At 71.9% G+C, this 23,464-nt stretch carries 23 protein-coding genes; 19 read left to right on the top strand and 4 right to left on the bottom strand.

Annotated features, from left to right (window positions below; genetic code table 11):
• Positions 1-50: 50 nt before the first annotated feature.
• On the bottom strand, positions 51-1,043 hold the full coding sequence (locus BIU97_RS04475; RefSeq protein ID WP_071255877.1) for an asparaginase: 993 nt from the start codon (positions 1,041-1,043) through the stop codon (positions 51-53).
• A 35-nt stretch (positions 1,044-1,078) separates the two neighbouring features.
• On the opposite strand from BIU97_RS04475, the gene BIU97_RS04470 reads away from it, so the two are divergent.
• The 13 genes from BIU97_RS04470 to rbfA all read left to right on the top strand — a co-directional run bounded on the left by BIU97_RS04470 (position 1,079) and on the right by rbfA (position 15,405).
• Positions 1,079-1,588, top strand: coding sequence for an OsmC family protein (locus BIU97_RS04470; protein ID WP_071297146.1), 510 nt, complete (start codon positions 1,079-1,081; stop codon positions 1,586-1,588).
• A gap of 6 nt (positions 1,589-1,594) precedes the next feature.
• Positions 1,595-2,566, top strand: coding sequence for an FKBP-type peptidyl-prolyl cis-trans isomerase (locus BIU97_RS04465; RefSeq protein ID WP_071297145.1), 972 nt, complete (start codon positions 1,595-1,597; stop codon positions 2,564-2,566).
• 2 nt (positions 2,567-2,568) lie between these two features.
• Positions 2,569-3,681 (top strand): 1-deoxy-D-xylulose-5-phosphate reductoisomerase, encoded by a 1,113-nt coding sequence (dxr, locus tag BIU97_RS04460; RefSeq protein ID WP_071297144.1) that lies wholly within the window; start codon positions 2,569-2,571, stop codon positions 3,679-3,681.
• 69 nt (positions 3,682-3,750) lie between these two features.
• The gene (locus BIU97_RS04455; protein ID WP_175472406.1) at positions 3,751-5,085 is read left to right on the top strand and encodes a M50 family metallopeptidase; all 1,335 of its coding nucleotides are present in this window, start codon (positions 3,751-3,753) and stop codon (positions 5,083-5,085) included.
• Positions 5,086-5,109: 24 nt separating this feature from the next.
• Positions 5,110-6,567 carry a purine-cytosine permease family protein gene (locus BIU97_RS04450; RefSeq protein WP_071297142.1) on the top strand — a complete coding sequence of 486 codons (1,458 nt, stop codon included), beginning with the start codon at positions 5,110-5,112 and terminating at the stop codon, positions 6,565-6,567.
• Entirely contained in the window at positions 6,564-7,151 is a 588-nt protein-coding gene (locus BIU97_RS04445; RefSeq protein ID WP_083404626.1) for a cysteine hydrolase family protein, read from the top strand. Before BIU97_RS04450 ends, BIU97_RS04445 begins: the two co-directional genes overlap by 4 nt.
• 30 nt (positions 7,152-7,181) lie before the next feature.
• Positions 7,182-8,315 carry a flavodoxin-dependent (E)-4-hydroxy-3-methylbut-2-enyl-diphosphate synthase gene (gene ispG, locus BIU97_RS04440; RefSeq protein ID WP_071255859.1) on the top strand — a complete coding sequence of 378 codons (1,134 nt, stop codon included), beginning with the start codon at positions 7,182-7,184 and terminating at the stop codon, positions 8,313-8,315.
• Positions 8,316-8,461: 146 nt separating this feature from the next.
• Positions 8,462-8,611, top strand: coding sequence for a hypothetical protein (locus BIU97_RS17955; RefSeq protein ID WP_175472118.1), 150 nt, complete (start codon positions 8,462-8,464; stop codon positions 8,609-8,611).
• A gap of 9 nt (positions 8,612-8,620) precedes the next feature.
• Entirely contained in the window at positions 8,621-10,372 is a 1,752-nt protein-coding gene (locus tag BIU97_RS04435; protein WP_071297141.1) for a proline--tRNA ligase, read from the top strand.
• A gap of 143 nt (positions 10,373-10,515) precedes the next feature.
• Complete coding sequence (gene nusA, locus BIU97_RS04430; RefSeq protein ID WP_071255854.1) at positions 10,516-11,511, top strand: transcription termination factor NusA; 996 nt, start codon at positions 10,516-10,518, stop codon at positions 11,509-11,511.
• Positions 11,512-11,578: 67 nt separating this feature from the next.
• Positions 11,579-11,890: a YlxR family protein gene (locus BIU97_RS04425; RefSeq protein WP_071255850.1), complete on the top strand. Its 312-nt coding sequence runs from the start codon at positions 11,579-11,581 to the stop codon at positions 11,888-11,890.
• Positions 11,891-11,964: 74 nt separating this feature from the next.
• Positions 11,965-14,799: a translation initiation factor IF-2 gene (gene infB / locus BIU97_RS04420; RefSeq protein WP_071255847.1), complete on the top strand. Its 2,835-nt coding sequence runs from the start codon at positions 11,965-11,967 to the stop codon at positions 14,797-14,799.
• A 138-nt stretch (positions 14,800-14,937) separates the two neighbouring features.
• Positions 14,938-15,405 carry a 30S ribosome-binding factor RbfA gene (rbfA, locus tag BIU97_RS04415; RefSeq protein ID WP_071297140.1) on the top strand — a complete coding sequence of 156 codons (468 nt, stop codon included), beginning with the start codon at positions 14,938-14,940 and terminating at the stop codon, positions 15,403-15,405.
• Positions 15,406-15,414: 9 nt separating this feature from the next.
• On the opposite strand, the gene BIU97_RS04410 is transcribed toward rbfA, so the two are convergent.
• Positions 15,415-16,335, bottom strand: a complete 921-nt coding sequence (locus BIU97_RS04410; protein WP_441294390.1) for an A/G-specific adenine glycosylase — start codon at positions 16,333-16,335, stop codon at positions 15,415-15,417.
• A 22-nt stretch (positions 16,336-16,357) separates the two neighbouring features.
• On the opposite strand from BIU97_RS04410, the gene BIU97_RS17950 reads away from it, so the two are divergent.
• The 5 genes from BIU97_RS17950 to BIU97_RS04385 are packed head-to-tail and all read left to right on the top strand — an operon-like array spanning position 16,358 to position 19,604.
• Positions 16,358-16,804, top strand: coding sequence for a hypothetical protein (locus tag BIU97_RS17950; RefSeq protein WP_071297139.1), 447 nt, complete (start codon positions 16,358-16,360; stop codon positions 16,802-16,804).
• 22 nt (positions 16,805-16,826) lie between these two features.
• Complete coding sequence (gene truB / locus BIU97_RS04400; RefSeq protein ID WP_071297138.1) at positions 16,827-17,768, top strand: tRNA pseudouridine(55) synthase TruB; 942 nt, start codon at positions 16,827-16,829, stop codon at positions 17,766-17,768.
• A complete protein-coding gene (locus tag BIU97_RS04395) occupies positions 17,765-18,130 on the top strand; it encodes a hypothetical protein (RefSeq protein ID WP_071255830.1) in 366 nt (121 codons plus the stop codon). The genes truB and BIU97_RS04395 overlap by 4 nt, the downstream gene beginning before the upstream one ends.
• Before the next feature lie 59 nt (positions 18,131-18,189).
• Positions 18,190-18,633 (top strand): hypothetical protein, encoded by a 444-nt coding sequence (locus BIU97_RS04390; RefSeq protein WP_071255826.1) that lies wholly within the window; start codon positions 18,190-18,192, stop codon positions 18,631-18,633.
• 8 nt (positions 18,634-18,641) lie between these two features.
• Positions 18,642-19,604 (top strand): bifunctional riboflavin kinase/FAD synthetase, encoded by a 963-nt coding sequence (locus BIU97_RS04385; protein ID WP_071255820.1) that lies wholly within the window; start codon positions 18,642-18,644, stop codon positions 19,602-19,604.
• Positions 19,605-19,709: 105 nt separating this feature from the next.
• Here the strand turns inward: BIU97_RS04385 and BIU97_RS04380 are convergent, their stop codons facing one another.
• On the bottom strand, positions 19,710-20,942 hold the full coding sequence (locus BIU97_RS04380; RefSeq protein ID WP_071297137.1) for a DUF349 domain-containing protein: 1,233 nt from the start codon (positions 20,940-20,942) through the stop codon (positions 19,710-19,712).
• Between the two features lie 113 nt (positions 20,943-21,055).
• A complete protein-coding gene (locus BIU97_RS04375; protein ID WP_071297136.1) occupies positions 21,056-21,868 on the bottom strand; it encodes a peptidylprolyl isomerase in 813 nt (270 codons plus the stop codon).
• Between the two features lie 126 nt (positions 21,869-21,994).
• On the opposite strand from BIU97_RS04375, the gene BIU97_RS04370 reads away from it, so the two are divergent.
• Entirely contained in the window at positions 21,995-23,347 is a 1,353-nt protein-coding gene (locus BIU97_RS04370; protein WP_083404655.1) for a replication-associated recombination protein A, read from the top strand.
• Positions 23,348-23,464 lie beyond the last annotated feature (117 nt).

The following is a 23,464-nucleotide window of genomic DNA, read 5'->3' as shown; positions in this document are numbered from 1 at the left end:
GCTCAGCGGCACCCGTCCGTGGCGGCCGACGGGCAGCAGCCGCTGTTCCGTCAGCGCAGGCCCGCGCCGACCCGCACCGCGCCGACCGGCACGCCGCCCCCGAGCACCTGCTCGCCGGTGGCCGCCATGACGTCCGCCACACCGTCGGCGTCGACGAGGCCGTTCCGCTCCAGCAGTGTCAGCGCGGCGAGCGTGCCCGCCCGCGCGGAGCCGTCGAGCACCTTCACGGCCACCGCAGCACCGCCGGGCAGCCCCATCACCATGACGCCCTCGGCGCCGAGCTTGGCGAGCACCCCGAGCCGCTCGATCGTGACGGTGTTCGCCCGGCCGATGCCGTCGATGGCCCACGGGTGCGCCAGGACCGCGTCGGTGAGCGCTGCCGAGTCGCTGTCGGCCCGTGCGACGACCCCGGCGAAGCCCCGTGCGAGCCCGGTGAGCGTCAGCGGGAACACCGGCGCGCCGCAGCCGTCGGTCCCGACGAGGTCGACGGTCTCGTGCGTGTACTCCTGCACGACGGTGCGGACGCGCTCCTGCATCGGGTGGGCCACGTCGAGGTAGGTCGCCTCGTCCCAGCCGTTGACCCGGCACGCGGCGAGCATGCCGGCGTGCTTGCCCGAGCAGTTCATCGCCAGGCGGCGCGGGCCGTCCATGGTGCGTGCGGTCGCGCGGTCGAAGGGCATGTCCGGCGGGCAGCCGAGGTCGGCCTCGACGTGGTCGAAGGACTCGAGCATGTGCCGGGCGAGCGCCTGGTGCGCGACGGTGCCGGCGTGGCTCGCGGTGGTGAGCACGAGTTCCTCGTCGGAGAACAGCGCGCCGGCGCCGCGCACGGCGAGCGCCTGGAACGGCTTCATCGTCGAGCGGGGGTAGATGCTGGCGGTGGCGTCACCCACCGAGTCGAGGACCGTGCCCGAGGCGTCGACGACGACGCCGGCGCCGACGTGGCGGCTCTCGTCGAAGCCGGAGCGGTCGAGCACCGCGAGCTCGACCGACCCCTCGGCGGTGAGAGGATGGCGATCAGTGCGGACTCCGTGGCTCACCGTCATGCCGCCATGCTAACGAACCGAGAAGGGCGTCCCGCGTGCACGACCACTCCTACGAGGTCTCCGTCCGGTGGACCGGCGACCGCGGGACCGGCACGTCCGGCCCCCGCGACTTCGGGCGCGACCACGTGGTGTCCGCAACGGGCCACCCGGACGTGCCCGGGTCGGCGGACCCGACGTTCCGCGGCGACCGGGACCGGTGGAACCCCGAGGAGATGGTCGTCGCCGCCCTCGCGCAGTGCCACATGCTCAGCTACCTGCACGTCGCGGTCACGCAGGGCTTCACGGTCGTCGACTACCGCGACACCGCGATGGCGTCGCTGCGGCTCAACCGGGACGGCTCCGGCGAGCTCACCAAGGCGACCCTGCACCCCGTGGTCACGATCCTCGAGGCCGACCGGGTGGCGGACGCCGAGGCCGCCCACGCCACGGCCAACGCCCTGTGCTTCATCGCCCGTTCGGTGGCGTTCCCCGTGCACCACGAGGCCGAGACGATCGTCCGACCTGCGTCGTCGTCAGCGGACTCGTCGACGGGTGGGGCAGACTAGGGTCCCGTGAAGCGACTCCGCCTGCTCCCGATCGCCATCGTCCCCGCCGTCGTGCTGGGACTCGCCGCGTGCTCCGGCGCCGGATCCGGGGGGTCCTCGGCCACGCCGACGCCCTCCGCCAGCGCCACGGTCTCGCCGATCTCGGCCTGCCCGAAGCCGGGCGACGAGTCGGACTCGATCCGTGCCGCCGGGAAGTTCGGGGGCGGCAAGGCCCCGATCGTGAAGTTCGACGCCGGACTGTCGGCGACGCCGCCGCAGGCGACGAAGCTCGAGACCGGCAAGGGTGCCGCGCTCGACGAGGGCGACTACGCCCAGGTGTCGTACTCGGTGTACGAGTCGAAGGACGCCAAGAAGCTCGGCACGGTCGGCTTCGACGAGGGCAACCCGCAGGTCCTGTCGGTCGGCGGGACCGGGTTCGGTGCGCTCCTCGCCTGCTCGAAGGTCGGCGACCGGGTGGCGGCCGTCGGCCAGTCCGCCGCGCTCGGCTTCAACACGGGCGGCGAGATCGTCGTCGTCGCGGACGTCGTCGCCCAGGTCCCCACGAAGGCGGACGGCACGCCGCAGGACCAGGACCCGAAGCTGCCCACGGTGAAGGACAAGGCTTCCGGCGAACCGGAGATCACCATCCCCGACGGTGTGAAGGCCCCGTCGAAGACCGAGGTCGAGGTCCTCAAGCAGGGCGACGGCGCGACGATCGCCGACGGCGACACCGCGCTCGTGCAGTACAAGGGCGTCGTCTACAGCACCGGCAAGGAGTTCGACTCCTCGTGGTCGAAGGGCACCCCGGCGTCGTTCACGGTCTCCGAGTCGGCGCTCATCAAGGGCTTCGTGACCGGGCTGGTCGGGCAGAAGGTCGGCTCGCAGGTCCTCATCGTCGCGACCCCGGAGGACGCCTACGGCGCGAACCCGCAGGAGGGCTCGGGCATCCCGAAGAACGCCACGCTGGTGTTCGTCGTCGACGTCCTCGCCAAGGGCTGACCGTGACGGACGGCCGTCTCGACAGCACCGGTCCGGTCCGTCGGCGCGTCGTCGTCCTCGGCAGCACCGGCTCGATCGGCACGCAGGCGCTCGACGTGGTCGCCCGCAACCCCGACCGGTTCGAGGTCGTCGGGCTGACCGCGGGCAGCAACCGCGCGCTCGTCGCCGAGCAGGCCGCCCGGTTCGGCGTCCGGGACACCGCGTTCGGCGCGGCGGACTCGGAGCAGCTCGTCCGCAGCGTCGAGGCCGACGTCGTCCTGAACGGCATCACCGGTTCGGTCGGCCTCGGTCCGACCCTGGCGGCGCTGGAGTCCGGGGCGACCCTGGCGCTCGCGAACAAGGAGAGCCTGATCGTCGGCGGTCCGCTCGTGCAGCAGGCCGCCGCGCCGGGACAGATCGTCCCGGTCGACAGCGAGCACTCCGCGATCGCGCAGGCGCTCCGCTCCGGCGCCGACACCGAGGTGGACCGGCTCGTGCTGACCGCGAGCGGCGGGCCGTTCCGCGGGCGCTCCCGCGAGCAGCTCCGCGACGTCACCCCGGCCGAGGCACTGGCGCACCCGACCTGGGACATGGGACTCGTCGTCACGACGAACTCGGCCACCCTGGTGAACAAGGGCCTCGAGGTCATCGAGGCGCACCTGCTCTTCGACGTCCCCTACGACCGCATCGACGTCACGGTGCACGCGCAGTCGATCGTGCACTCGATGGTCGAGTTCGTCGACGGCTCGACCATCGCCCAGGCGTCCCCGCCGGACATGCGCCTGCCGATCGCACTCGGGATGGCGTGGCCGGACCGGGTGCCCGGCATCGGTGTCCCGCTCGACTGGACGACCGCGAGCACCTGGACCTTCGAGCCGCTCGACCAGGACGCCTTCGGTGCCGTCGCGCTCGCGAAGCGGGTCGGCGAGCTCGGCGGGACCTTCCCGGCCGTGTTCAACGCCGCGAACGAGCAGGCGGTCGCCGCGTTCCACGCGGGCGCGATCAGCTTCCTCGACATCGTCGACACCGTCGAGCGCATCGTCGACGAGCACACCGCGGGGGAGCCGTCGCTCGACGGCGTGCTCGCGGCGGAGCAGTGGGCCCGCGCCGCTGCGGACCGCGCGCTGTCCCGCTGACGGGAGGCCCGTCCCACCTCCCAGACGGCGCTCGGCTCCGTCATGGGCACCGTCCCGTACGCTTTCCCGGTGACCGTCGAATCCGTCCTGCTCTTCGTCCTCGGCGTGGTCGTCTTCATCGTCGGCCTGCTGGTCTCGATCGGGCTCCACGAGCTGGGGCACCTGTCCTTCGCGAAGCTGTTCAACGTCAAGGTGACGCAGTACTCGCTGGGGTTCGGCAAGGCGATCTGGTCCTTCCGCCGCGGTGAGACCGAGTACGGCATCCGACCGATCCTGCTCGGCGGCTACATCTCGATGGTCGGCATGCTCAAGCCGCGTGCCTCCGGCCGGGCGAACACGATCACGAACACCGGCATGTACGGCGCGTTCGTGCAGGACGCCCGCCAGGCCAGCGCCGAGCAGATCGCGGACTCGGGCGGCGACGACTCCCGGGCGTTCTACCGGCTCACCCCGTGGAAGCGCATCATCGTGATGGTCGCCGGCCCGGCGATGAACCTCGTGATCGGCATCGTGCTGTTCGGCGTGCTGCTCTGCGGGTTCGGCGCGCCGACGACGACGTTCACGTCGAGCGTCGACTGCGTCCTGCCGACCAGCCAGGCCACCGAGTGCGCCCCGGGCGACGCGGAGTCGCCGGCGAAGCAGGCGGGCATCGCGTCGGGGGACGTCGTGCTGTCGGTGAACGGCGAGCAGGACCCCACCATCGCCCGCGTCTCCGAGGTGTTCCAGCGATCCGCCGGTGAGCAGGTGACGGTCGTCGTCGAGCGCGACGGTGCCCGGAAGACGCTCGAGATCACGCCGACGACGGCCACCCGCGACGTGTACGACGCCGAGGGCAAGGCTGTCGAGAACGCCGACGGCACCGCGAAGACCCAGCAGGTCGGCGTGGTGGGCGTCAGCATCGGGCAGTCCCTGGTGCGGCAGTCGCCGACCGAGGTCCTGCCCGCGACCGGTGCGCAGATCGCGGCGTCGGCGCACCTCATCATCGACCTGCCGCAGCGGCTCGTCGCGGTGTGGAACGCGGCGTTCGGCGCCCAGGAACGCTCGCAGGACAGCCCGGTGTCCGTGGTCGGTGTCGGCCGTGCCATCGGCGAGGTCTCGTCGATGAGCGGCGTCCCGGTGGTCGACAAGGCGTACACGATCCTCGGCCTGCTCGCGTCGCTCAACATCGGCCTGTTCGTGCTGAACATGGTGCCGCTGCTGCCGCTCGACGGCGGACACATCGCGGGCGCGCTGTGGGAGGCGATCAAGCGTCGTGCGTTCACGCTCGTCGGCAAGGCCGACCCCGGTCCCATCGACCTGGCGAAGACGATGCCCCTGACGATGGTGGTCGTGGTGCTGCTGGCGGGCATGAGCGCGCTGCTCATCTACGCCGACCTCGTGCGCCCCGTGGACCTGTTCGGGTAGCCGACCGAGCACTACGCTCGGCGCATGAGCACCGTGCCGGCCAAGCCCACGTCCGAGGTCCGCGCCGTCGAACGGCAGGGCCTCGACGTCATCGCCGAGGGCGACCGCAAGGGCACGCCGCGCGGGCTGTTCTGGCCGTGGTTCGCGGCGAACGTCTCCGTGCTCGGCCTCGCCTACGGGTCGTTCGTGCTCGACTTCGGCATCTCGCTCGTCCAGGCGGCCGTCGTCTCCGTCGTCGGCGTCGCGTTCTCGTTCCTGCTCTGCGGCGTCGTCGCGATCGCCGGCAAGCGGGGCTCCGCGCCCACGATGGTGCTGAGCCGCGCGGCGTTCGGCGTGCGGGGCAACCGCCTGCCCTCGTTCCTCAGTTGGGTGCTCACCGTCGGGTGGGAGACGGCGTTGGCAGCCCTGGCGGTCCTCGCCACCTCGACGGTGTTCACCGAGCTCGGCTGGGACGGCGGGGTCCTCACCAAGCTCGTCGCGCTCGTCGTCGTGGCCGCGCTCGTGGTCGGCGCCGGCGTCGCGGGCTTCGACGTCATCATGCGCCTGCAGACGGTGATAACGGTCGTCACGGCCGTGCTGACCGTCCTCTACGTGGTCCTCGCGGCGCCGACGATCGACACGGCGGCGCTCGGCGCCCTGCCCTCGGGCAGCGCCCAGCAGGTGATCGGGGCACTCGTGCTCGTGATGACCGGGTTCGGCCTCGGCTGGGTGAACGCCGCGGCCGACTACTCGCGCTACCTGCCGCGGACCGCCTCGACCCGCGGGGTCGTCGGCTGGACGACGTTCGGCGGAGCGCTCGCCCCGGCGGTGCTCGTCGTGGTCGGCCTGGTGCTCGCGGGATCGTCGCCCGACCTGCGGAAGGCGATCGGCACCGACCCGATCGGAGCGCTCACCACCGTGCTGCCGGTGTGGTTCCTCGTCCCCTTCGCGATCGTCGCGATCCTCGGCATCGTCGGCGGCGCGGTGCTCGACATCTACTCGTCGGGCCTCGCGCTGCTCAGTGCGGGCGTCCGCATCCCCCGACCGGTCGCCGCCGGGGTCGACGGTGTGGTCATGGTCGTCGGCGCGGTGTACGTCGTCTTCTTCGCCACCGACTTCCTGCAGCCGTTCCAGGCGTTCCTCATCACGCTCGGGGTCCCCGTCGCCGCGTGGGCGGGCGTGTTCGTCGCCGACGTCCTGCTGCGACGGACGGCGTACGCCGAGGCGGAGCTCGACGACCGCCGCGGCCGCTACGGCGACGTGCGGTGGGGCGCCGTCGCGCTGGTCCTGGTCGGCACCGCCCTGGGCTGGGGACTCGTGACGCTCTCGTCGCCGGCGTGGCTGTCGTGGCAGGGCTACCTGCTCGGCCCGTTCGGCCTCGGCGGGCGTGGCGGACCCTGGGCGTACGCGAACCTCGGTGTCCTCGTCGCGCTCGTCGTCGGGTTCGTCGGCACGCTGCTCACCGCCCGTCGCGCTGTCCGCCGGCAGGAGTCGCAGCGGTGACCACCGTCGTGGCCGAGGACGCCTGGCTCGTCGTCGTCGACATGCAGCAGGTGTTCACGGGGGAGAGCCCGTGGGCCGCGCCGCGGTACGACCACGCCGGGTACGCGATCGAGCACCTGCTGCCGCGCTTCACCGGCCGCACCGTGTTCACGCGCTTCGTCGCCCCGGCACAGCCCGAGGGCGCGTGGGTGCCGTACTACCGCGACTGGCCCTTCGCGCTCGTCCCGGACGCCGACCCGCTGTACGCGCTCACCGAGCCCTTCGCGTCCGCCGCCGCGGACCGGGGCGACCCCGTCGTGACGGAACCGACGTTCGGCAAGTGGGGGACGGGCCTCCAGGCAGTCGTCGGCGACCACCCGCACCTCGTGCTGACGGGCGTGTCCACGGACTGCTGCGTCCTGTCGACCGCGCTCGCGGCGGCGGACGCGGGCGCGACGGTCACCGTCGTGGCCGACGCCTGTGCCGGCGCGAGCGACGCCGACCACGACCGGGCACTCGACGTCATGCGCCTCTACGCACCGCTGGTCACCGTCGTCGACGCGGCCGCGGACCTGGTGCGGGGGAGCGTCAGGGCGAGCGCGTAGAGTGCTGACGTGCCCGCAGTCAACCTCGGTATGCCCAAGACGCCCGAAACCCTCGCCCCCCGTCGCAAGTCGCGGCAGATCCGGGTCGGCAAGGTGCTCGTCGGCGGTGACGCGCCCGTGTCCGTCCAGTCGATGACCACCACGCCGACGACGAACATCAACGCGACCCTGCAGCAGATCGCCGAGCTCACCGCCTCCGGGTGCGACATCGTCCGGGTGGCCGTGCCGAGCCAGGACGACGCCGACGCGCTGCCGATCATCGCGAAGAAGTCGCAGATCCCGGTGATCGCCGACATCCACTTCCAGCCGAAGTACGTCTTCCAGGCCATCGACGCCGGGTGCGCCGCGGTCCGCGTCAACCCCGGCAACATCCGCAAGTTCGACGACCAGGTCGGTGCCATCGCCCGCGCCGCGAAGGACGCCGGGGTGTCCCTGCGCATCGGCGTGAACGCCGGCTCCCTCGAGCCGAGCCTGCTGCAGAAGTACGGCAAGGCGACGCCCGAGGCGCTCGTCGAGTCCGCCGTGTGGGAGGCCTCGTTGTTCGAGGAGCACGACTTCCACGACTTCAAGATCTCGGTCAAGCACAACGACCCCATCGTCATGGTGAAGGCCTACCGGCAGCTCGCGGCCGCCGGTGACTGGCCCCTGCACCTCGGAGTGACCGAGGCCGGCCCGGAGTTCCAGGGCACGATCAAGAGCGCCACCGCGTTCGGCATCCTGCTCGCCGAGGGCATCGGCGACACCATCCGCGTGTCCCTGTCCGCGCCCCCCGCGCAAGAGGTCAAGGTCGGCCTGCAGATCCTGCAGTCGCTCAACCTGCGCGAGCGCAAGCTCGAGATCGTGTCCTGCCCGAGCTGCGGCCGTGCGCAGGTCGACGTCTACCAGCTCGCGAACGACGTCACGAAGGGCCTCGAGGGCATGACCGTGCCGCTGCGCGTGGCCGTCATGGGTTGCGTCGTGAACGGCCCGGGCGAGGCCCGCGAGGCCGACCTCGGCGTCGCGTCCGGCAACGGCAAGGGCCAGATCTTCGTCAAGGGCGAGGTCGTCAAGACCGTGCCGGAGCACGAGATCGTCCCGACCCTCATCGCCGAGGCGAACCGCATCGCCGCCGAGATGGGCCCCGAGGCCGCACTCGGCTCGCCCCAGGTCATCACCGCGCCGTAGCGCTCGGGTAGAGCGCGCTCGGGCTGCGGCGCGCCGCACCGAATGAGCAGAAGGTGTCGGGTCGCGCGGGCGCACTCGACATCTTCTGCTCACCGAGTGCCGGCGGCCGGGAGCGCGGCGCCGGGCACGCTCCCCGTCGGTGCTGCGTGACGCTTCGTGAGCAGAAGGTGTCGGGTCGCGCGGGCGCACTCGACATCTTCTGCTCACCGAGTGCCGACGGGCACGACCGCGACCACGACGGCGGGCACAACCACGACCGCGACCGCGACCACGAGCACGCCCCTCGTCGCCGCTAGGCTTGCCCCGTGGTCACACGGCTTTCGCATCTCTTCCTCCGTACCCTCCGCGACGACCCCTCCGACGCCGAGGTGACGAGCGCCAAGCTGCTCGTCCGCGCCGGGTACGTCCGTCGCCAGTCGCCGGGCATCTTCGCCTGGCTGCCGCTCGGCCTGCGGGTCCGCGCGCGCATCGAGGGCATCATCCGCGACGAGATGGTGGCGGCCGGTGCGCAGGAGGTCCTGCTCCCCGCGCTCCTTCCGCGCGAGCCCTACGAGGCGACGAACCGCTGGACCGAGTACGGCGACGGCATGTTCCGCCTGCAGGACCGCAAGGGCGCCGACTACCTGCTCGCGCCGACGCACGAGGAGATGTTCGCGCTCCTGGTGAAGGACCTGTACTCGTCGTACAAGGACCTGCCCGTCACGCTGTTCCAGATCCAGGACAAGTACCGCGACGAGGCCCGCCCCCGCGCCGGACTCCTGCGCGGTCGCGAGTTCACGATGAAGGACGCGTACTCGTTCGACATCTCCGACGAGGGCCTCGAGCGCAGCTACCAGGTCATGCGCGACGCGTACGAGAAGATCTTCGCCCGGCTCGGCCTCGAGTACGTGATCGTCAAGGCGGACGCCGGGGCCATGGGCGGCTCGAAGTCCGAGGAGTTCCTGCACCCGATCGGCGTCGGCGAGGACACCTTCGTCCGCAGTGCGGGCGGCTACGCGGCGAACGTCGAGGCGTACGTCACCCCGGTCCCCGACGCCCTGCCGATCGAGGGGCAGCCGGAGCCGGTGCTGCTCCCCGCGTCGGACACCCCGACGATCGACTCCCTCGTCGAGCACGCGAACGCGGTCGCCCCGCGCGACGGCGCACCCTGGACCGCCGCGGACACCCTGAAGAACGTCGTCCTCGCGCTCACCCACCTCGACGGCACGCGCGAGGTCGTGGTCGTCGGGCTGCCCGGGGACCGCGACGTCGACCTCAAGCGCGCCGAGGTGGCGTTCGCCCCCGCCGAGGTCGAGGCCGCGGGCGACGACGACTTCCGCAAGCACAAGGGCCTGGTGAAGGGCTACATCGGCCCGCAGGTGCTCGGCGCGGAGAGCGCCACGGGCCTGCGCTACTTCGTCGACCCGCGCGTGGTCGACGGCACCGCCTGGGTCACGGGCGCCAACGAGCGCGGCGTGCACGTCTCCGGGCTGGTCGCCGGTCGTGACTTCGTCGCGGACGGCGTCGCCGAGGTGTCCGACGTCCGTGCCGGCGACCCGGCACCCGACGGGTCCGGCCCGCTCGAGACGGCCCGCGGCATGGAGATCGGCCACGTCTTCCAGCTCGGCCGCAAGTACGCCGAGGCGCTCGGCCTCAAGGTGCAGGACGAGAACGGCAAGCTCGCCACGGTCACGATGGGCTCCTACGGGATCGGCGTGACGCGGATCCTGGCGATCCTCGCCGAGGCGCACAACGACGACAAGGGCCTGGTCTGGCCGAAGAACGTCGCTCCCTTCGACGTGCACGTCGTCGCCACCGGCAAGGACACGGTCGCCTACGACCTGGCGACGGACATCGTCGCGCAGCTCGAGGGCGAGCGCTTCGAGGTCGTGTACGACGACCGGCCGAAGGTCTCGCCCGGCGTGAAGCTCCGCGACGCGGAACTGCTCGGCATGCCGATCGTCGTCGTCGCCGGTCGCGGCGCGGCAAGCGGCGTCGTCGAGCTCTGGGACCGCGCCACGGGCGAGCGTCGCGACGTCCCGGTCGCCGAGCTGCTCGACGCGGTCCGCGCGATCTAGACGCAACCACGAGACGGACGGAAGGCCCGGTGCCAGCTGGCACCGGGCCTCCCGTCCGTCCCGTGGTTCTGGGGTACGCTTGTGGCCGACTTCTGCGCAGTCCCACCCCGCGGAAGCGACTCATCTGAATACGGAGGCCCTCGGTGAAGATCGATCTCGCAGTCCTGCGACTCATGGAGCGCGAGCGGGAGATCCCGTTCGACGAGCTCGTCCAGATCATCGAATCTGCCATCCTGACCGCCTACCAGAAGCACGCCGACGAGAACGGCGAGCCGGCCCACGCGCAGTCGCGCGTCGAGCTCGACCGCAAGTCCGGCGAGGTCAGCGTCTTCGTCCCCGAGCTCGACGACGAGGGCACCGTCATCGGTGAAGCCGTCGACCAGCCGAGCGACTTCGGCCGCATCGCGGCGTTCGCGGCGAAGCAGGTCATCAACCAGCGTCTGCGCGACATCGGCGACGACAAGATCCTCGGCGAGTTCCGCGGCAAGGAGGGCGACATCGTCGCGGGTGTGGTCCAGCAGGGCCCGAACCCCAAGATGGTGCACGTCGACCTCGGCACGATCGAGGCCATCCTGCCGCCGGAGGAGCAGGTGCCGGGGGAGTCCTACACGCACGGCTCCCGCATCCGCGTGTACGTGACGAGCGTCGCCCGCGGCAACAAGGGCCCGCAGATCACGGTGTCCCGCACGCACCCGGGTCTCGTCCGCAAGCTGTTCGCGCTCGAGGTGCCGGAGATCGCGTCCGGGGTCGTCGAGATCACGTCGCTCGCGCGTGAGGCCGGTCACCGCACGAAGATCGCGGTGAAGGCGAACGAGCCCGGCGTGAACGCGAAGGGTGCGTGCATCGGCGAGCTCGGTGCCCGCGTCCGCTCGGTCACGAACGAGCTCGGCGCCGAGAAGATCGACATCGTCGACTGGTCGTCCGACCTCGCCTCGTTCGTCGCGAGCGCCCTGTCGCCGGCCAAGGTGACGAGCGCGTTCGTGCTCGACGCCTCGACGAAGGCCGTCCGCGCACTCGTGCCGGACTACCAGCTGTCGCTCGCGATCGGCAAGGAGGGGCAGAACGCCCGCCTCGCCGCGAAGCTCACCGGTGCCCGCATCGACATCCAGCCGGACTCGATCCTGGACGGCGAGGACTAGACGGATTCCGCCCTCGGCGTGACGCCGAGGGCGCGCCGGATCGCGCACGTCCGAGGCAAGGAGTAGAGTGGAACCCGTCAGAACGTGCATCGGCAGTCGTCGTCGCGCTTCCCGATCCTCCCTCCTCCGAGTCGTCGCCCTGAGCGACGGGCGCGTGGTGGCGGATCCGAAGGCAGTCATGCCGGGCCGGGGAGCATGGCTCACACCGACCGTCGATGCCTACGATCAGGCCGTCAAGCGCAGGGCTTTCCGCCGTGCGCTGCGGCTGGATCGCGATCCCGACACGTCCGCGGTGCTCGACCACATCGCCGGTCTCCCACAGGAGTCGGCCGAGCGCCCGGACATGACAGAACAGGCTGAACGGCTTATGGACAACTGATGAGCGGCTCGAAATGAGACCCGTCATCCATTGAGTCCTGCCCCTTCACGGGGTGGGACCCGTGAAGGAGAACAGTGGCTAAACCACGCGTACACGAGATCGCAAGCGAACTCGGCGTCGACAGCAAGACCGCACTCGAGAAGCTCAAGGAGCTCGGCGAGTTCGTCCGGGGTGCCAGCTCGAGCATCGAGCCCCCCGTCGCCCGGAAGCTCCGTGCCGCCCTGCAGGCGGACGGTGCCCCGGCGAAGCCGGCTGCCTCGGCCCCCGCGCCGAGCGCACCCGCGAAGACCAGCGCCCCGAAGTCCGGCGCGCCGAAGCCCGGCGGCCCCCGCCCGGGCCCGGTCCGTCCGGCACCCGCTCCGGAGCCCGAGGCCCCGGCAGCACCGGCGGCTCCCGCCGAGGACGCGCCGACCCCGGCCGCGCCGAAGTCCGTCGCCCAGCGACAGGCCGAGGCCGAGGCTGCGCAGAAGGCCCGCGCCGAGAAGGCTGCGGCCGCCTCGACCGACGACGCCCCCAAGTCCGACGCGGTGAAGCCGGGTACGAACCCGAAGCCCGCCGCCGCTGGTCCGAAGCCGGGTGGCCCGAAGCCCGGTGGCGCGCGTCCGGGCAACAACCCCTACGCGTCGAACCAGGGCATGGGCTCGCGCCCGCCGCGTCCCGGCAACAATCCGTTCGCCTCGAACCAGGGCATGGGGCAGCGTCCGGCTGCCGGCTCCGGTGGTGGCAACGGCATCCCGCGTCCGGCTCCGCCGCGTCCGGGCGTTCCCCGTCCGGGTGCTCCGCGTCCCGGCGGCCCCGGTCAGGGCAACCGTGCCCCCGGCTTCGGGCAGCGCCCGGGCCAGGGCGGCGGCCGTGGCGGCCCCGGTGGTCGTCCGGGTGGTGCCGGTGCCGGTGCCGGTGGCGGCTTCCCGCGTCCGGCCTTCAGCGGCCCGCGTCCCGCCGGTGGCGGCGGTCGTGGCCGTGGTCCCGGTGGCGGGACCGCCGGTGCGTTCGGTCGCGGTGGCGGCAAGAGCCGTGCCCGCAAGTCGAAGCGGACGAAGCGCGCCGAGTACGAGATGCGGCAGGCGCCGTCGCTCGGCGGTGTGCAGGTCCCTCGCGGCGACGGCAACACGGTCGTCCGACTCCGTCGTGGTGCGAGCATCTCGGACTTCGCGGACAAGATCGACGCCATGCCCGGCAACCTCGTGACGGTGCTGTTCCACCTCGGTGAGATGGCGACCGCGACGGAGTCGCTGGACGAGGCCACGTTCGAGGTCCTCGGCGAGGAACTGGGCTACAAGATCCAGATCGTCTCGCCGGAGGACGAGGACAAGGAGCTCCTCGAGGGCTTCGACATCGACATCGACGCCGAGTACGCCGATGAGGACGACTCCGTCCTGCAGCAGCGTCCCCCGGTCGTCACCGTCATGGGTCACGTCGACCACGGCAAGACCCGCCTGCTCGACGCGATCCGGAACTCGAAGGTCGTCGAGGGCGAGGCCGGTGGCATCACCCAGCACATCGGTGCGTACCAGATCGTCACCGAGCACGAGGGCATCGAACGTCCGATCACGTTCATCGACACCCCGGGTCACGAGGCCTTCACGGCCATGCGTGCCCGTGGTGCGCAGGTCACCGACATCGCGATCCTCGTGGTCGCGGCGGACGACGGCATCATGCCCCAGACGATCGAGGCACTGAACCACGCGCAGTCGGCCGGTGTGCCGATCGTGGTCGCGGTGAACAAGATCGACAAGGAAGGCGCGAACCCGGCCAAGGTGCGCCAGCAGCTCACCGAGTACAACCTGGTGGCCGAGGAGTACGGCGGCGACGTCATGTTCGTCGACGTGTCGGCTCGCCAGAACGTCGGCATCCAGGACCTCCTGGACGCCGTGCTGCTCACCGCCGACGCCGGGCTCGACCTGCGTGCGAACCCCGACAAGGACGCCCGCGGTGTCGCGATCGAAGCCCGGCTCGACAAGGGCCGCGGTGCGGTGGCGACCGTCCTCATCCAGTCCGGCACGCTGCACGTCGGTGACGCCATCGTGGCGGGCACGGCCTACGGCCGCGTCCGTGCGATGACCGACGAGAACGGTGTCGCGGTCAAGGCCGCGACGCCGAGCCGCCCGGTCCAGGTGCAGGGTCTGTCCTCGGTGCCCCGCGCCGGTGACACGTTCCTCGTCACCGAAGAGGACCGCACGGCACGTCAGATCGCCGAGAAGCGCGAAGCCGCCGAGCGCAACGCCCAGCTGGCCAAGGCCCGCAAGCGCATCTCGCTCGAGGACTTCACCCGTGCGCTCGAAGAGGGCAAGGTCGACTCGCTCAACCTCATCATCAAGGGTGACGTCTCCGGTGCCGTCGAGGCACTCGAGCAGTCGCTCCTGGACATCGAGGTCGACGACAGCGTCCAGCTCCGGATCCTGCACCGCGGTGTCGGCGCGATCACGGAGTCGGACATCGACCTCGCCACGATCGACAACGCGATCGTCGTCGGCTTCAACGTCCGCCCGGACGTCAAGGCCCGCGAGCGTGCGGCGCGCGAAGGCATCGACGTGCGCTTCTACTCGGTCATCTACAACGCACTCGAGGACATCGAGCAGTCCCTCAAGGGCATGCTCAAGCCCGAGTACGAAGAGGTCCAGTCCGGTGTCGCCGAGATCCGCGAGGTCTTCCGGTCCTCGAAGTTCGGCAACATCGCGGGTGTCATCGTCCGCTCCGGCACGATCACGCGCAACGCCAAGGCGCGCGTCATCCGTGACGGCGTGGTCCTGGCCGACGGACTGGCGATCGAGTCGCTCCGTCGCTTCAAGGACGACGTCACCGAGGTGCGGACGGACTTCGAGGCCGGTATCGGTCTCGGCAAGTTCAACGACATCCAGATCGGTGACGAGATCGAGACCACCGAGCTCGTCGAGAAGCCGCGCGACTGATCGCGTGAGTACCCTGGGCCCCGGCCTCCCCGCGTGGGAGGCCGGGGCCCGACCCCTTTCCACGCGGGGACGGGGTGAACCCCCATCCACGCAGAACCACCGGCGGGACGCGTCCCGCCACTGCCCCAGGAGGCACCCATGGCCGATCCGCAGCGCGCACGCAAGATGGCGGACCGCATCAAGGAAGTCGTCGCCCGTCGACTCGACAAGGGCCTGCGGGACCCGCGACTCGGGTTCGTCACGATCACCGACGTCCGGGTGACCGGGGACCTGCAGCACGCGTCGGTGTTCTACACCGTCTACGGCACCGACGAGGAGCGCGCCGACTCCGCCGCCGCCCTCAAGGCCGCGACGGGCATGCTCCGGTCCGAGGTCGGCAAGAACATCACGGCGCGGCTCACGCCGTCGCTCGAGTTCATCGCGGACGCCCTGCCGGAGACGTCGGCGCACATGGAGGACCTGCTCGTGCAGGCCCAGGTGCGCGACGAGCAGGTGCGTGCGGCCGCGGCCGGCGCGAGCTACGCCGGCGACGCCGACCCGTACAAGCACGACGAGGACGAGGACGAGGACGAGGACGCAGGCGACGCCGACGCGGCGCGCGCCTGAGCCGTCCGGTCAGCCCTCCGGCAGCCGGTACCCGCTCGCGTCGTCGCCGACGGCGAGTCCGTCGCGCACCAACGACGCGAGCGCCCGGTCCCGCTGGGCGGCGTCCGGCCACACCGGTTCGATCTCGGACCGCGTGACCGGGACGTCGCTGGCGCGGAGCTCGGCCATGATGAGGCCGCGCACCTGCCGGTCGCTCCCGGCGAACCTCGCCTGCTTCGGCGCCCGGGGCCCCTCGTGCTCCGGGTACCCGGCGGCGCGCCACGCGCAGCGGTCCGCGATCGGGCACGCGTCGCAGGCCGGGGCGCGGGCGACGCAGACGAGTGCACCGAGCTCCATCACCGCGGCGTTCGTCGCTGCGGCGGCGTCGCGGTCCGCGGGCAGCACCGACTCCATGAGCGGCAGGTCGACCCCGGCCTTCGCGGGTCCGGGGTCGCCCTCGCCGAGGAGCGCACGCTTGAGGACGCGGCGCACGTTGACGTCGACGACGGGGTGCCGGTCGCCGTACGCGAAGACCGCGACGGCGCGCGCCGTGTAGTCGCCGATGCCGGGGAGCGCGAGCAGCGCCTCGACGTCGCGCGGCACCACGTTGCCGTGCCGCTCGGCGATCGCCGTGGCGGCGGCGTGCAGCGCGAGCGCGCGTCTCGGGTAGCCGAGCCGGTCCCAGGCACGCACCGCGTCCGCCGGGGGCGACGCGGCGAGATCCGCAGGGGTCGGCCACCGGGTGAGCCACGCCTCCAGTCGGGGGACCACGCGCGCGACCTGCGTCTGCTGCAGCATGACCTCGCTGACCAGCGTGCCCCACGCAGGGAAGCCGGGCCGACGCCACGGCAGGTCCCGTCCGGCAGCCCGGAACCAGGTGATCAGCGGGGTCGCGACGTCCGGGACGCTCGCGTTGTCCACATCCGGTCGGGAGGCCCTGCTCGCGTTCACCACGACAGCCTACGGTGGTCGCATGGCACGCTGGGCACCGCAGGAGACCGACACCATGGCCGCGATCGCGTCGGAGGTGATCGCACAGGTCGGCACGAACCGGACCGTCATCGGCATCGACGGCCAGGACGGCACCGACCTCGAGCGGGTCGCCCGCGGCCTGGTCGCCGGCTTCGAGCAGCAGGGCGTGTCCGCGATGGCCGCGGCAGCGCCCTCCACCGACGCCGACACCCTGCGTGCCGACCTCGTCGCCCCCTTCCGCACCACGGGTGCCGGCGACGGCGTCCTCGTCGTGCACGGGCGGGGCGTCCTCGGGCACGGTGTCCGCGGGCTCTGGCGCTGGTCGCTCTGGGTCGAGCAGGAGGCCGGCCGGCTCGAACGCCGGGCGGACGTCAAGATCGCCGCGTCGGCGGTGCTCGACGTCACCGACCCGGACCACCCCCGCCGCGAGTGGAACGACGCCTGCTGACCGGCGCTGTTACGCTCCTCTGGTGCTCGAAACCGTGCCGGACGGCATCCTCCTCGTCGACAAGCCGCAGGGGATCTCCAGCCACCGCGTCGTCTCCATCGCACGCCGGCGGCTCGGCCTGAAGAAGATCGGCCACGCGGGCACCCTCGACCCGATGGCCACCGGGCTGCTGCTGCTCGGCGTCGGCGCGTCGACGCGGCTGCTGACGCACCTCGTCGGGCTCGGCAAGACCTACACGGCGACCATCCGCCTCGGCGTCTCGACCGACTCGGACGACGCCGACGGCGCGCCGACCGCGGCCGTCGGGGTCGCCGGCGCCGACGTGTCGGAGGCCACCGTCGAGCGTGCCGTCGCGGCGCAGCGCGGGCAGATCGACCAGGTGCCGTCGACGGTGAGCGCGATCAAGGTCGACGGCCGACGCGCCTACGACCTGGCACGCAAGGGCGAGACGGTCGAGCTGCGCTCCCGCAGCGTCACCGTGTCGCGTTTCGACGTCACGGCCCGGACGGAGCACACCGTCACGGTCGACGGAGCCGACGTGGCGGTCGTCGACCTCGACGTCGTGGTCACCTGCTCGTCCGGCACCTACGTCCGCGCCCTCGCGCGGGACGTCGGGGCCACCCTCGGCACCGGGGCGCACCTCACCGCGCTCCGGCGCACCGCGGTCGGCCCCTTCGACGTCGCCGACGCGGTGGACGTCGAGTCCGAGGCCGTCGACGTCCGGGCCGCCCTCGCCCGACCGGTCGACGTCGCACGCCGACTGTTCCCGACGGTGGCGCTCGACGCCGCCGCGGCGAAGGACCTGACCGACGGCAAGCGTGTGGCCGCCGACCACCCCGACTCGGACGCACCGGTCGCCGCCGTCGCGGTCGCCGACGACCGCCTGGTGGGCCTGGTGTCGGTGCGACGCGGGCAGCTGCGGGTCATCACGAACTTCCCGGCACGCACGGAGGCGCGCCCGTGATCGAGTGGTACATGTGGGTGCAGCTCGTGGTCGCGGTGCTGGCCGGCCTCTTCGCGGTCGTGGTCGGCTTCGTCGGTTGGAAGCCGAACGACTACACCGTCGGTTCGCTCGTGCTCGTCGAGCTGCTGCTCGTGGCGCAGGGCGTCATCTCGCTCGTGCTGCCGCTGACCGGCAGCCCGCCGCAGGGCAACGCCCTGGAGTTCGGCGTCTACGCCGTGTCGGTGCTGCTCGTGCCGCCGGCCGCGGTGGTGTGGGCCCTCGTCGACCGCACGAAGTGGAGCACCGTGGTGCTCGGCGCCGGGGCGTTCACGGTGGCCGTGATGGTCTACCGGATGTACCAGATCTGGTTCGCCCTGAACTGACCCGGCCCGGCACCCGGGAGCGGTACGGAGCGTCGTCGGTCGTCGGTAGGATCGGTGCAATGGCGACCAGATCCTCACTCGCGACCGGCATCGGCCGCGTCCTCATCGCCGTCTACGGCATCCTCGCCCTCGCGGCGACGGGTCGGAGCGTCGTCCAGATCATCGAGAAGTTCTCGTTCGCGCCGTTCGCCTACACGCTGAGCGCCGTCGCGGCCGTGGTCTACATCGTGGCGATGATCGCGCTCATCGTCCCCGGACGCACCTGGTACCGCATCGCCTGCGTGACCATCGGCTTCGAGATGACCGGGGTGCTCGTCATCGGCACCCTGTCGCTCGTCGACCGCCAGCTGTTCCCCGACGACACCATCTGGTCGTACTACGGCCTGGGCTACGCCTTCGCGCCCCTCGTCCTGCCGATCGCCGGGCTCTGGTGGCTGCGCAAGCACCACCGCACCGCGGCGGGCGTGCCCGCGACGTCGGTCGACGCCCCGGTGAGCGAGTAGGAGCCCCCGTGCAGTACTACGACGACCCGGCCGACGTGGCCGACGGCTTCGGCCCGAGCGCGGTGACGATCGGCAAGTTCGACGGCGTCCACGTCGGGCACCGTGCGGTCATCGCGCACCTCGAGCGTGCCGCACGCGAGCACGGCCTGGTGTCCACCGTGGTGACCTTCGACCGGCACCCGCTCAACGTCATCGACCCGCCGCACGTGCCGCCGGCGCTCACCAGCACGGCGCAGCGCCGCGAGCTCCTCGCCGAGGCCGGGGTTGACGCCACGCTGCTGCTCCGCTTCGACGAGGCCCTGCAGTCCAAGGCGCCAGAGGCCTTCGTGTCCGAGGTCCTCGTCGACACCCTGCACGCACGCCTGGTCTTCGTCGGCAGCGACTTCCGCTTCGGCGCGAAGGGCGCCGGCGACGTGACGCTCCTGCGGGCACTGGGGGAGCAGCACGGCTTCACCGTCGAGCTCATCGACGACGTCGACCTGGTGGACGACGTCCGCCCGGACGGCGAACGCCGGGTCTCCTCGACCTGGATCCGCGAGCTCCTCGGGCAGGGCCGCGTCGCCGAGGCCGCGCGGCTGCTCGGCCGCGAGCACGCCGTCCGCAGCACCGTCGTGCACGGCAACCAGCGCGGTCGGGCGATGGGCTACCCGACGGCCAACCTCGACCCGGCGTGCGAGGGCTTCGTGCCGGCGGACGGCGTGTACGCAGCGCGCGTGCTGCACGACGGCACGGTCTACCCGGCGGCGGTGTCGGTGGGCAACAACCCGACGTTCGAGGGCGTGCCCGCGAAGCAGATCGAGGCCCACCTGCTCGACGTCGACATCGACCTGTACGACGACCGGATCTCGGTGCTCTTCGTGTCGTACGTGCGCGGGATGGTCAAGTTCTCGTCGATGGACGAGCTCGCCGCACAGATGCGGCAGGACGACCTCGACATCCGCTTGCTGCTCGGACTGCCCGCGCCGGTCTGAGCCGGGCGGAGCCTCGCCGGGACGGCGGCGGGCCCACCACGCAGGACGCCCCGCGACCGATCGGTCGCGGGGCGTCCTGCGTGGAGGGCCTTCGTGGGGGACGGCTCAGTTGCCGAGGGCGTCGAGCCAGATCTTGCGGGCGTCGAGCGCTTCCTGCGCGTCCTTGATCTTGCGGGCGTCGCCGGTGGCCTGCGCGGCGGCGAGCTCGGACTCGAGCTTGCCGATGGCGTCCTCGAGCTGGCTGGCGAGCCCGGTCTGACGGGCCTTGCGCTCCGGGTTCGACTCCTTCCAGTGCGCGTCCTCGAGGCCACGGACGTGGTCCTCGACGGCACGCAGGCGGTCCTCGACGCGGCGGACGTCCCCGCGGGGGACCTTGCCGATCTCGTCCCACCGACGCTGGATGCCGGTCAGGGTCTTCCGGGCGGACACACGGTCGGTGGCCTGCAGCAGCGGCTCGGCCTCGACCAGGAGGGCCTGCTTGGCCTCGAGGTTGGCCGAGAACTCCTCGTTCTCGGCGGCGCTCTCGGCGTGGCGCTGCTCGAACAGCACGTCACCGGCGGCCTTGAAGCGTGCCCAGAGCGTGTCGTCGTGGCGCTTGCCGGCGCGGCCGGCGTTCTTCCACTCGTCGAGCAGCTGCCGGTACGCCGGGATGGCGTCCGAACCGCGGGGCGCGAGCGCCTCGGCCTGCTGGACGAGCTCCTGCTTGCGCGACCGCGCGTCGCGGTGCTGCGCGTCGAGCTCCGAGTAGAAGGCACGACGGTGCTGGTCGACCGTCGAGCGCGCGGCGCGGAACCGCTTCCAGAGCTCGTTGGCCTCGTTCTTGGGGATCCGCGGGCCGTCGTGCTGGTGCTGCTGCCACCGCGCGAACACGTCGTCGAGCTGCGCCGTGATCTGCTTCCACTGCGCGCGGGCCGGGTCGACCGCGGCCAGGGCCTCGGCCTCCTCGACCAGGGCGGTGCGGTGCGCCAGGGCGTCGTCGAGGGCCTGCTGGGCCTGCTGCGCCTGCGCCTGGGTGAGGGAGCCGAGCTGCTCGGAGAGCGCCGCCACCCGGGTCTCGAGCGACTTCAGGTCGCCGACGACGCGGGCCTCGGCCACCTGGGCGGACAGGTGCTCGACGGTGCGGGCGACGTCGTTCGCCGAGGCACCGCGCTGCACGCGCTGCTCGGCGATCTTCACCTGCCCCTCGAGGTCGGCGTACTTCCGCGCGAAGTAGGCGAGGGCTTCGTCGGGGGTGGCGTCCGGGTACTCGCCCACGACACGCTCGGTCTCGTCGTACCGGACGTACACGGTCCCGTTCTCGTCGACCCGCCCCCAGGTCGTTGCTTCGTCAGATGCCACAGGTCTCGCCTCGATCGTGGTCGTGCATCGCCGACGTCCCCGTCGGCACGGTCAGGTCGTCAGCCTATTGCACGGACGGGGTCGTCGGTCCGCCGCCGGTGCCTGCTTGTGGACTACTTCTCCTGCGTGATGGTCGCCGCGGTGATCGTGGTGGCCACCTTCGGCTCCCCGGTGCCGTCGTCGCCGGGCGAGGAGATGCCCTTGTCCGCGATCTCGGACCGCAGCTCGGACAGGCCGCTCGTCACCTTGCCGACCACGGTGTAGCCGCCGGTCGCCCCGCTGAGCTGCGTGTCGCCGTAGACGATGAAGAACTGGGTCGACTGCGAGTACGGCGAGTCGGACCGGGCGATCGCGATGGTGCCTTCGTCGTAGACGCCGTCGCTCGGCACGTTCTCGAGCGGGCCGTACTGGAACCCGGCGTCGCCCGTGCCGTCGCCGTTGGCGGAGCCGCACTGCAGGAACTCCAGCCCGTCGCTGTCGGCGAGCCGGTGGCAGGAGGTGCCGTTGTAGAACTGCTCCTTGATCAACGAGATCTCGACGCTCGCGGCCTGCGGGGCCTTCGCGCCGTCCAGTTCGATGCCGAGGTCGATCGACCCGTTCAGCGTGAGCGAGCCCGTCCAGGTCGCGCCCTTCGCGATCTCCTTGCTCGGCACGTCGCCCGTGTTCGCCGCCGCGGCACTCGCCGAGGGCGTCGGTGTGGCGGTGGCGCTCGCGCCGGCGTCCGCCGGCCCGTTCCCCTGCGACCCCGCGAAGGCGAGCTGCGACCCGGTCGCCAGGGCGGCGACCAGCACGAGCGCACCGACGCCGAGCAGGTCGTCCCGCTTCCGGCGGCGACGCTGCCGCTCGTGCAGCCCCTGGCGGGCCTGGTAGAGGCGGAGGCGCTCGCGCGCCTCGCGGTTGTCACGCGCTGGGTTCTTCGGTGCCACGGTGCTGGTCTGCCCTCTCCTCGCAGTGTGCGACGAGCGTATCCGAACGGTCACCGTGACCGACCGGGAGGCGCGGCCGGCGTCGGTGGACCGGCCTACGATTGCAGGATGGCAGCGGACTCGGGCATGCGTGCCCCCACGACGGGTGGTCGCGCCGGTCTCGCGCAGGGCTCCGTCCCGCTCGCGGTCCGGATGCGCCCCACCAGCCTCGACGAGGTCGCCGGGCAGCAGCACCTGCTCGGGCGCGGGTCGCCGCTCGTGCAGCTGGCGTCCGGCACGCGTGAGAACCCCGGCGGTGTCTCGGTGATCCTCTGGGGACCGCCCGGCACCGGCAAGACGACCCTGGCGCAGGCGATCGCCCGGCAGTCCGGGCGCGAGTTCGTCGAGCTGTCCGCGGTGACCGCCGGCGTGAAGGACGTGCGCGAGGTCATGGAGAAGGCCCTCACCCACCGCGACCTGTACGGATCGACGACCGTCCTCTTCCTCGACGAGATCCACCGCTTCAGCAAGGCCCAGCAGGACGCCCTGCTGCCCGGGGTCGAGAACGGGTGGGTCATCCTCATCGCCGCCACCACCGAGAACCCGTCGTTCTCGGTGATCTCCCCGCTGCTGTCCCGTTCGCTGCTCCTGACGCTCAAGCCGCTCACCGACGCCGACCTCGGCATGCTCGTCGACCGCGCGGTCGAGGACCCGCGCGGGCTCGGCGGCGCCGTCGTGCTCGGCGACGAGGCCCGTGGCGCCATCATCCGGTTGGCCTCGGGGGACGCCCGACGTGCCCTCACCGCGCTCGAGGCAGCAGCGGCGTCCGCCACCGCGGCCCAGGACGACGAGGACGACACCGTCCCCGTGGTCGACGCGGACACCGTCGCCGCGGCCGTCGACCGCGCGCTGCTCCGGTACGACCGGCAGGGCGACGAGCACTACGACGTCATCAGCGCGTTCATCAAGTCGGTGCGGGGGAGCGACGTCGACGCGGCGCTGCACTACCTGGCGCGGATGATCGAGGCGGGCGAGGACTCGCGGTTCATCGCCCGGCGCATCATCATCTCGGCCTCCGAGGACATCGGCATGGCCGACCCGCAGGCGCTCCCCATCGCCGTCGCTGCAGCCCAGGCGGTGCAGCTCATCGGCATGCCCGAGGGTCGCATCCCGCTGGCCGAGGCCGTGGTCTACCTGGCCACCGCCCCGAAGTCGAACGCCGCCTACAACGGCGTGAACCAGGCGATGGCCGACGTCAAGGCCGGGCGCATGGGCACCGTGCCGATGCACCTGCGCGACGCGCACTACGCCGGGGCGAAGCGGCTCGGCCACGGCAAGGGCTACGTGTACTCGCACGACGCTGAGCACGGGGTCGCCGAGCAGCAGTACCTGCCGGACGCCCTCGAGGGCACCGAGTACTACACGCCGACCACGAACGGCTACGAACGCGAGGTCGGGCCGCGCCTCGAACGGCTCCGGAAGATCACGCGCGGGCACTGACGCGGTGCTTCTGCACCGGCCCGGATGCTGCTATCGTTGACGGGCCTACGTCCTGGTCCTCGGGCTCGGCTGCATCGAGGACAGAGTGCCACTCCGGTGGTACGCGGACAGAGGTTC

Origin of the sequence: Curtobacterium sp. MCBA15_009, assembly GCF_001864895.1 — a bacterium.
Taxonomy (GTDB): domain Bacteria; phylum Actinomycetota; class Actinomycetes; order Actinomycetales; family Microbacteriaceae; genus Curtobacterium.
The sequence above is the reverse complement of the archived record's forward strand: the minus strand, read 5'-3'. Positions and strand labels throughout refer to the sequence as shown.

What these genes read in the sequence shown, in the direction of transcription:
- BIU97_RS04475 (WP_071255877.1), bottom strand. Translation starts at nt 1,043, where the DNA reads ATGACGGTGAGCCACGGAGTCCGCACTGATCGCCATCCTCTCACCGCC.
- BIU97_RS04450 (WP_071297142.1), top strand. Translation starts at nt 5,110, where the DNA reads ATGAGCACCGTGCCGGCCAAGCCCACGTCCGAGGTCCGCGCCGTCGAA.
- ispG (WP_071255859.1), top strand. Translation starts at nt 7,182, where the DNA reads ATGCCCAAGACGCCCGAAACCCTCGCCCCCCGTCGCAAGTCGCGGCAG.
- rbfA (WP_071297140.1), top strand. Translation starts at nt 14,938, where the DNA reads ATGGCCGATCCGCAGCGCGCACGCAAGATGGCGGACCGCATCAAGGAA.
- BIU97_RS17950 (WP_071297139.1), top strand. Translation starts at nt 16,358, where the DNA reads ATGGCACGCTGGGCACCGCAGGAGACCGACACCATGGCCGCGATCGCG.
- BIU97_RS04390 (WP_071255826.1), top strand. Translation starts at nt 18,190, where the DNA reads ATGGCGACCAGATCCTCACTCGCGACCGGCATCGGCCGCGTCCTCATC.
- BIU97_RS04370 (WP_083404655.1), top strand. Translation starts at nt 21,995, where the DNA reads ATGCGTGCCCCCACGACGGGTGGTCGCGCCGGTCTCGCGCAGGGCTCC.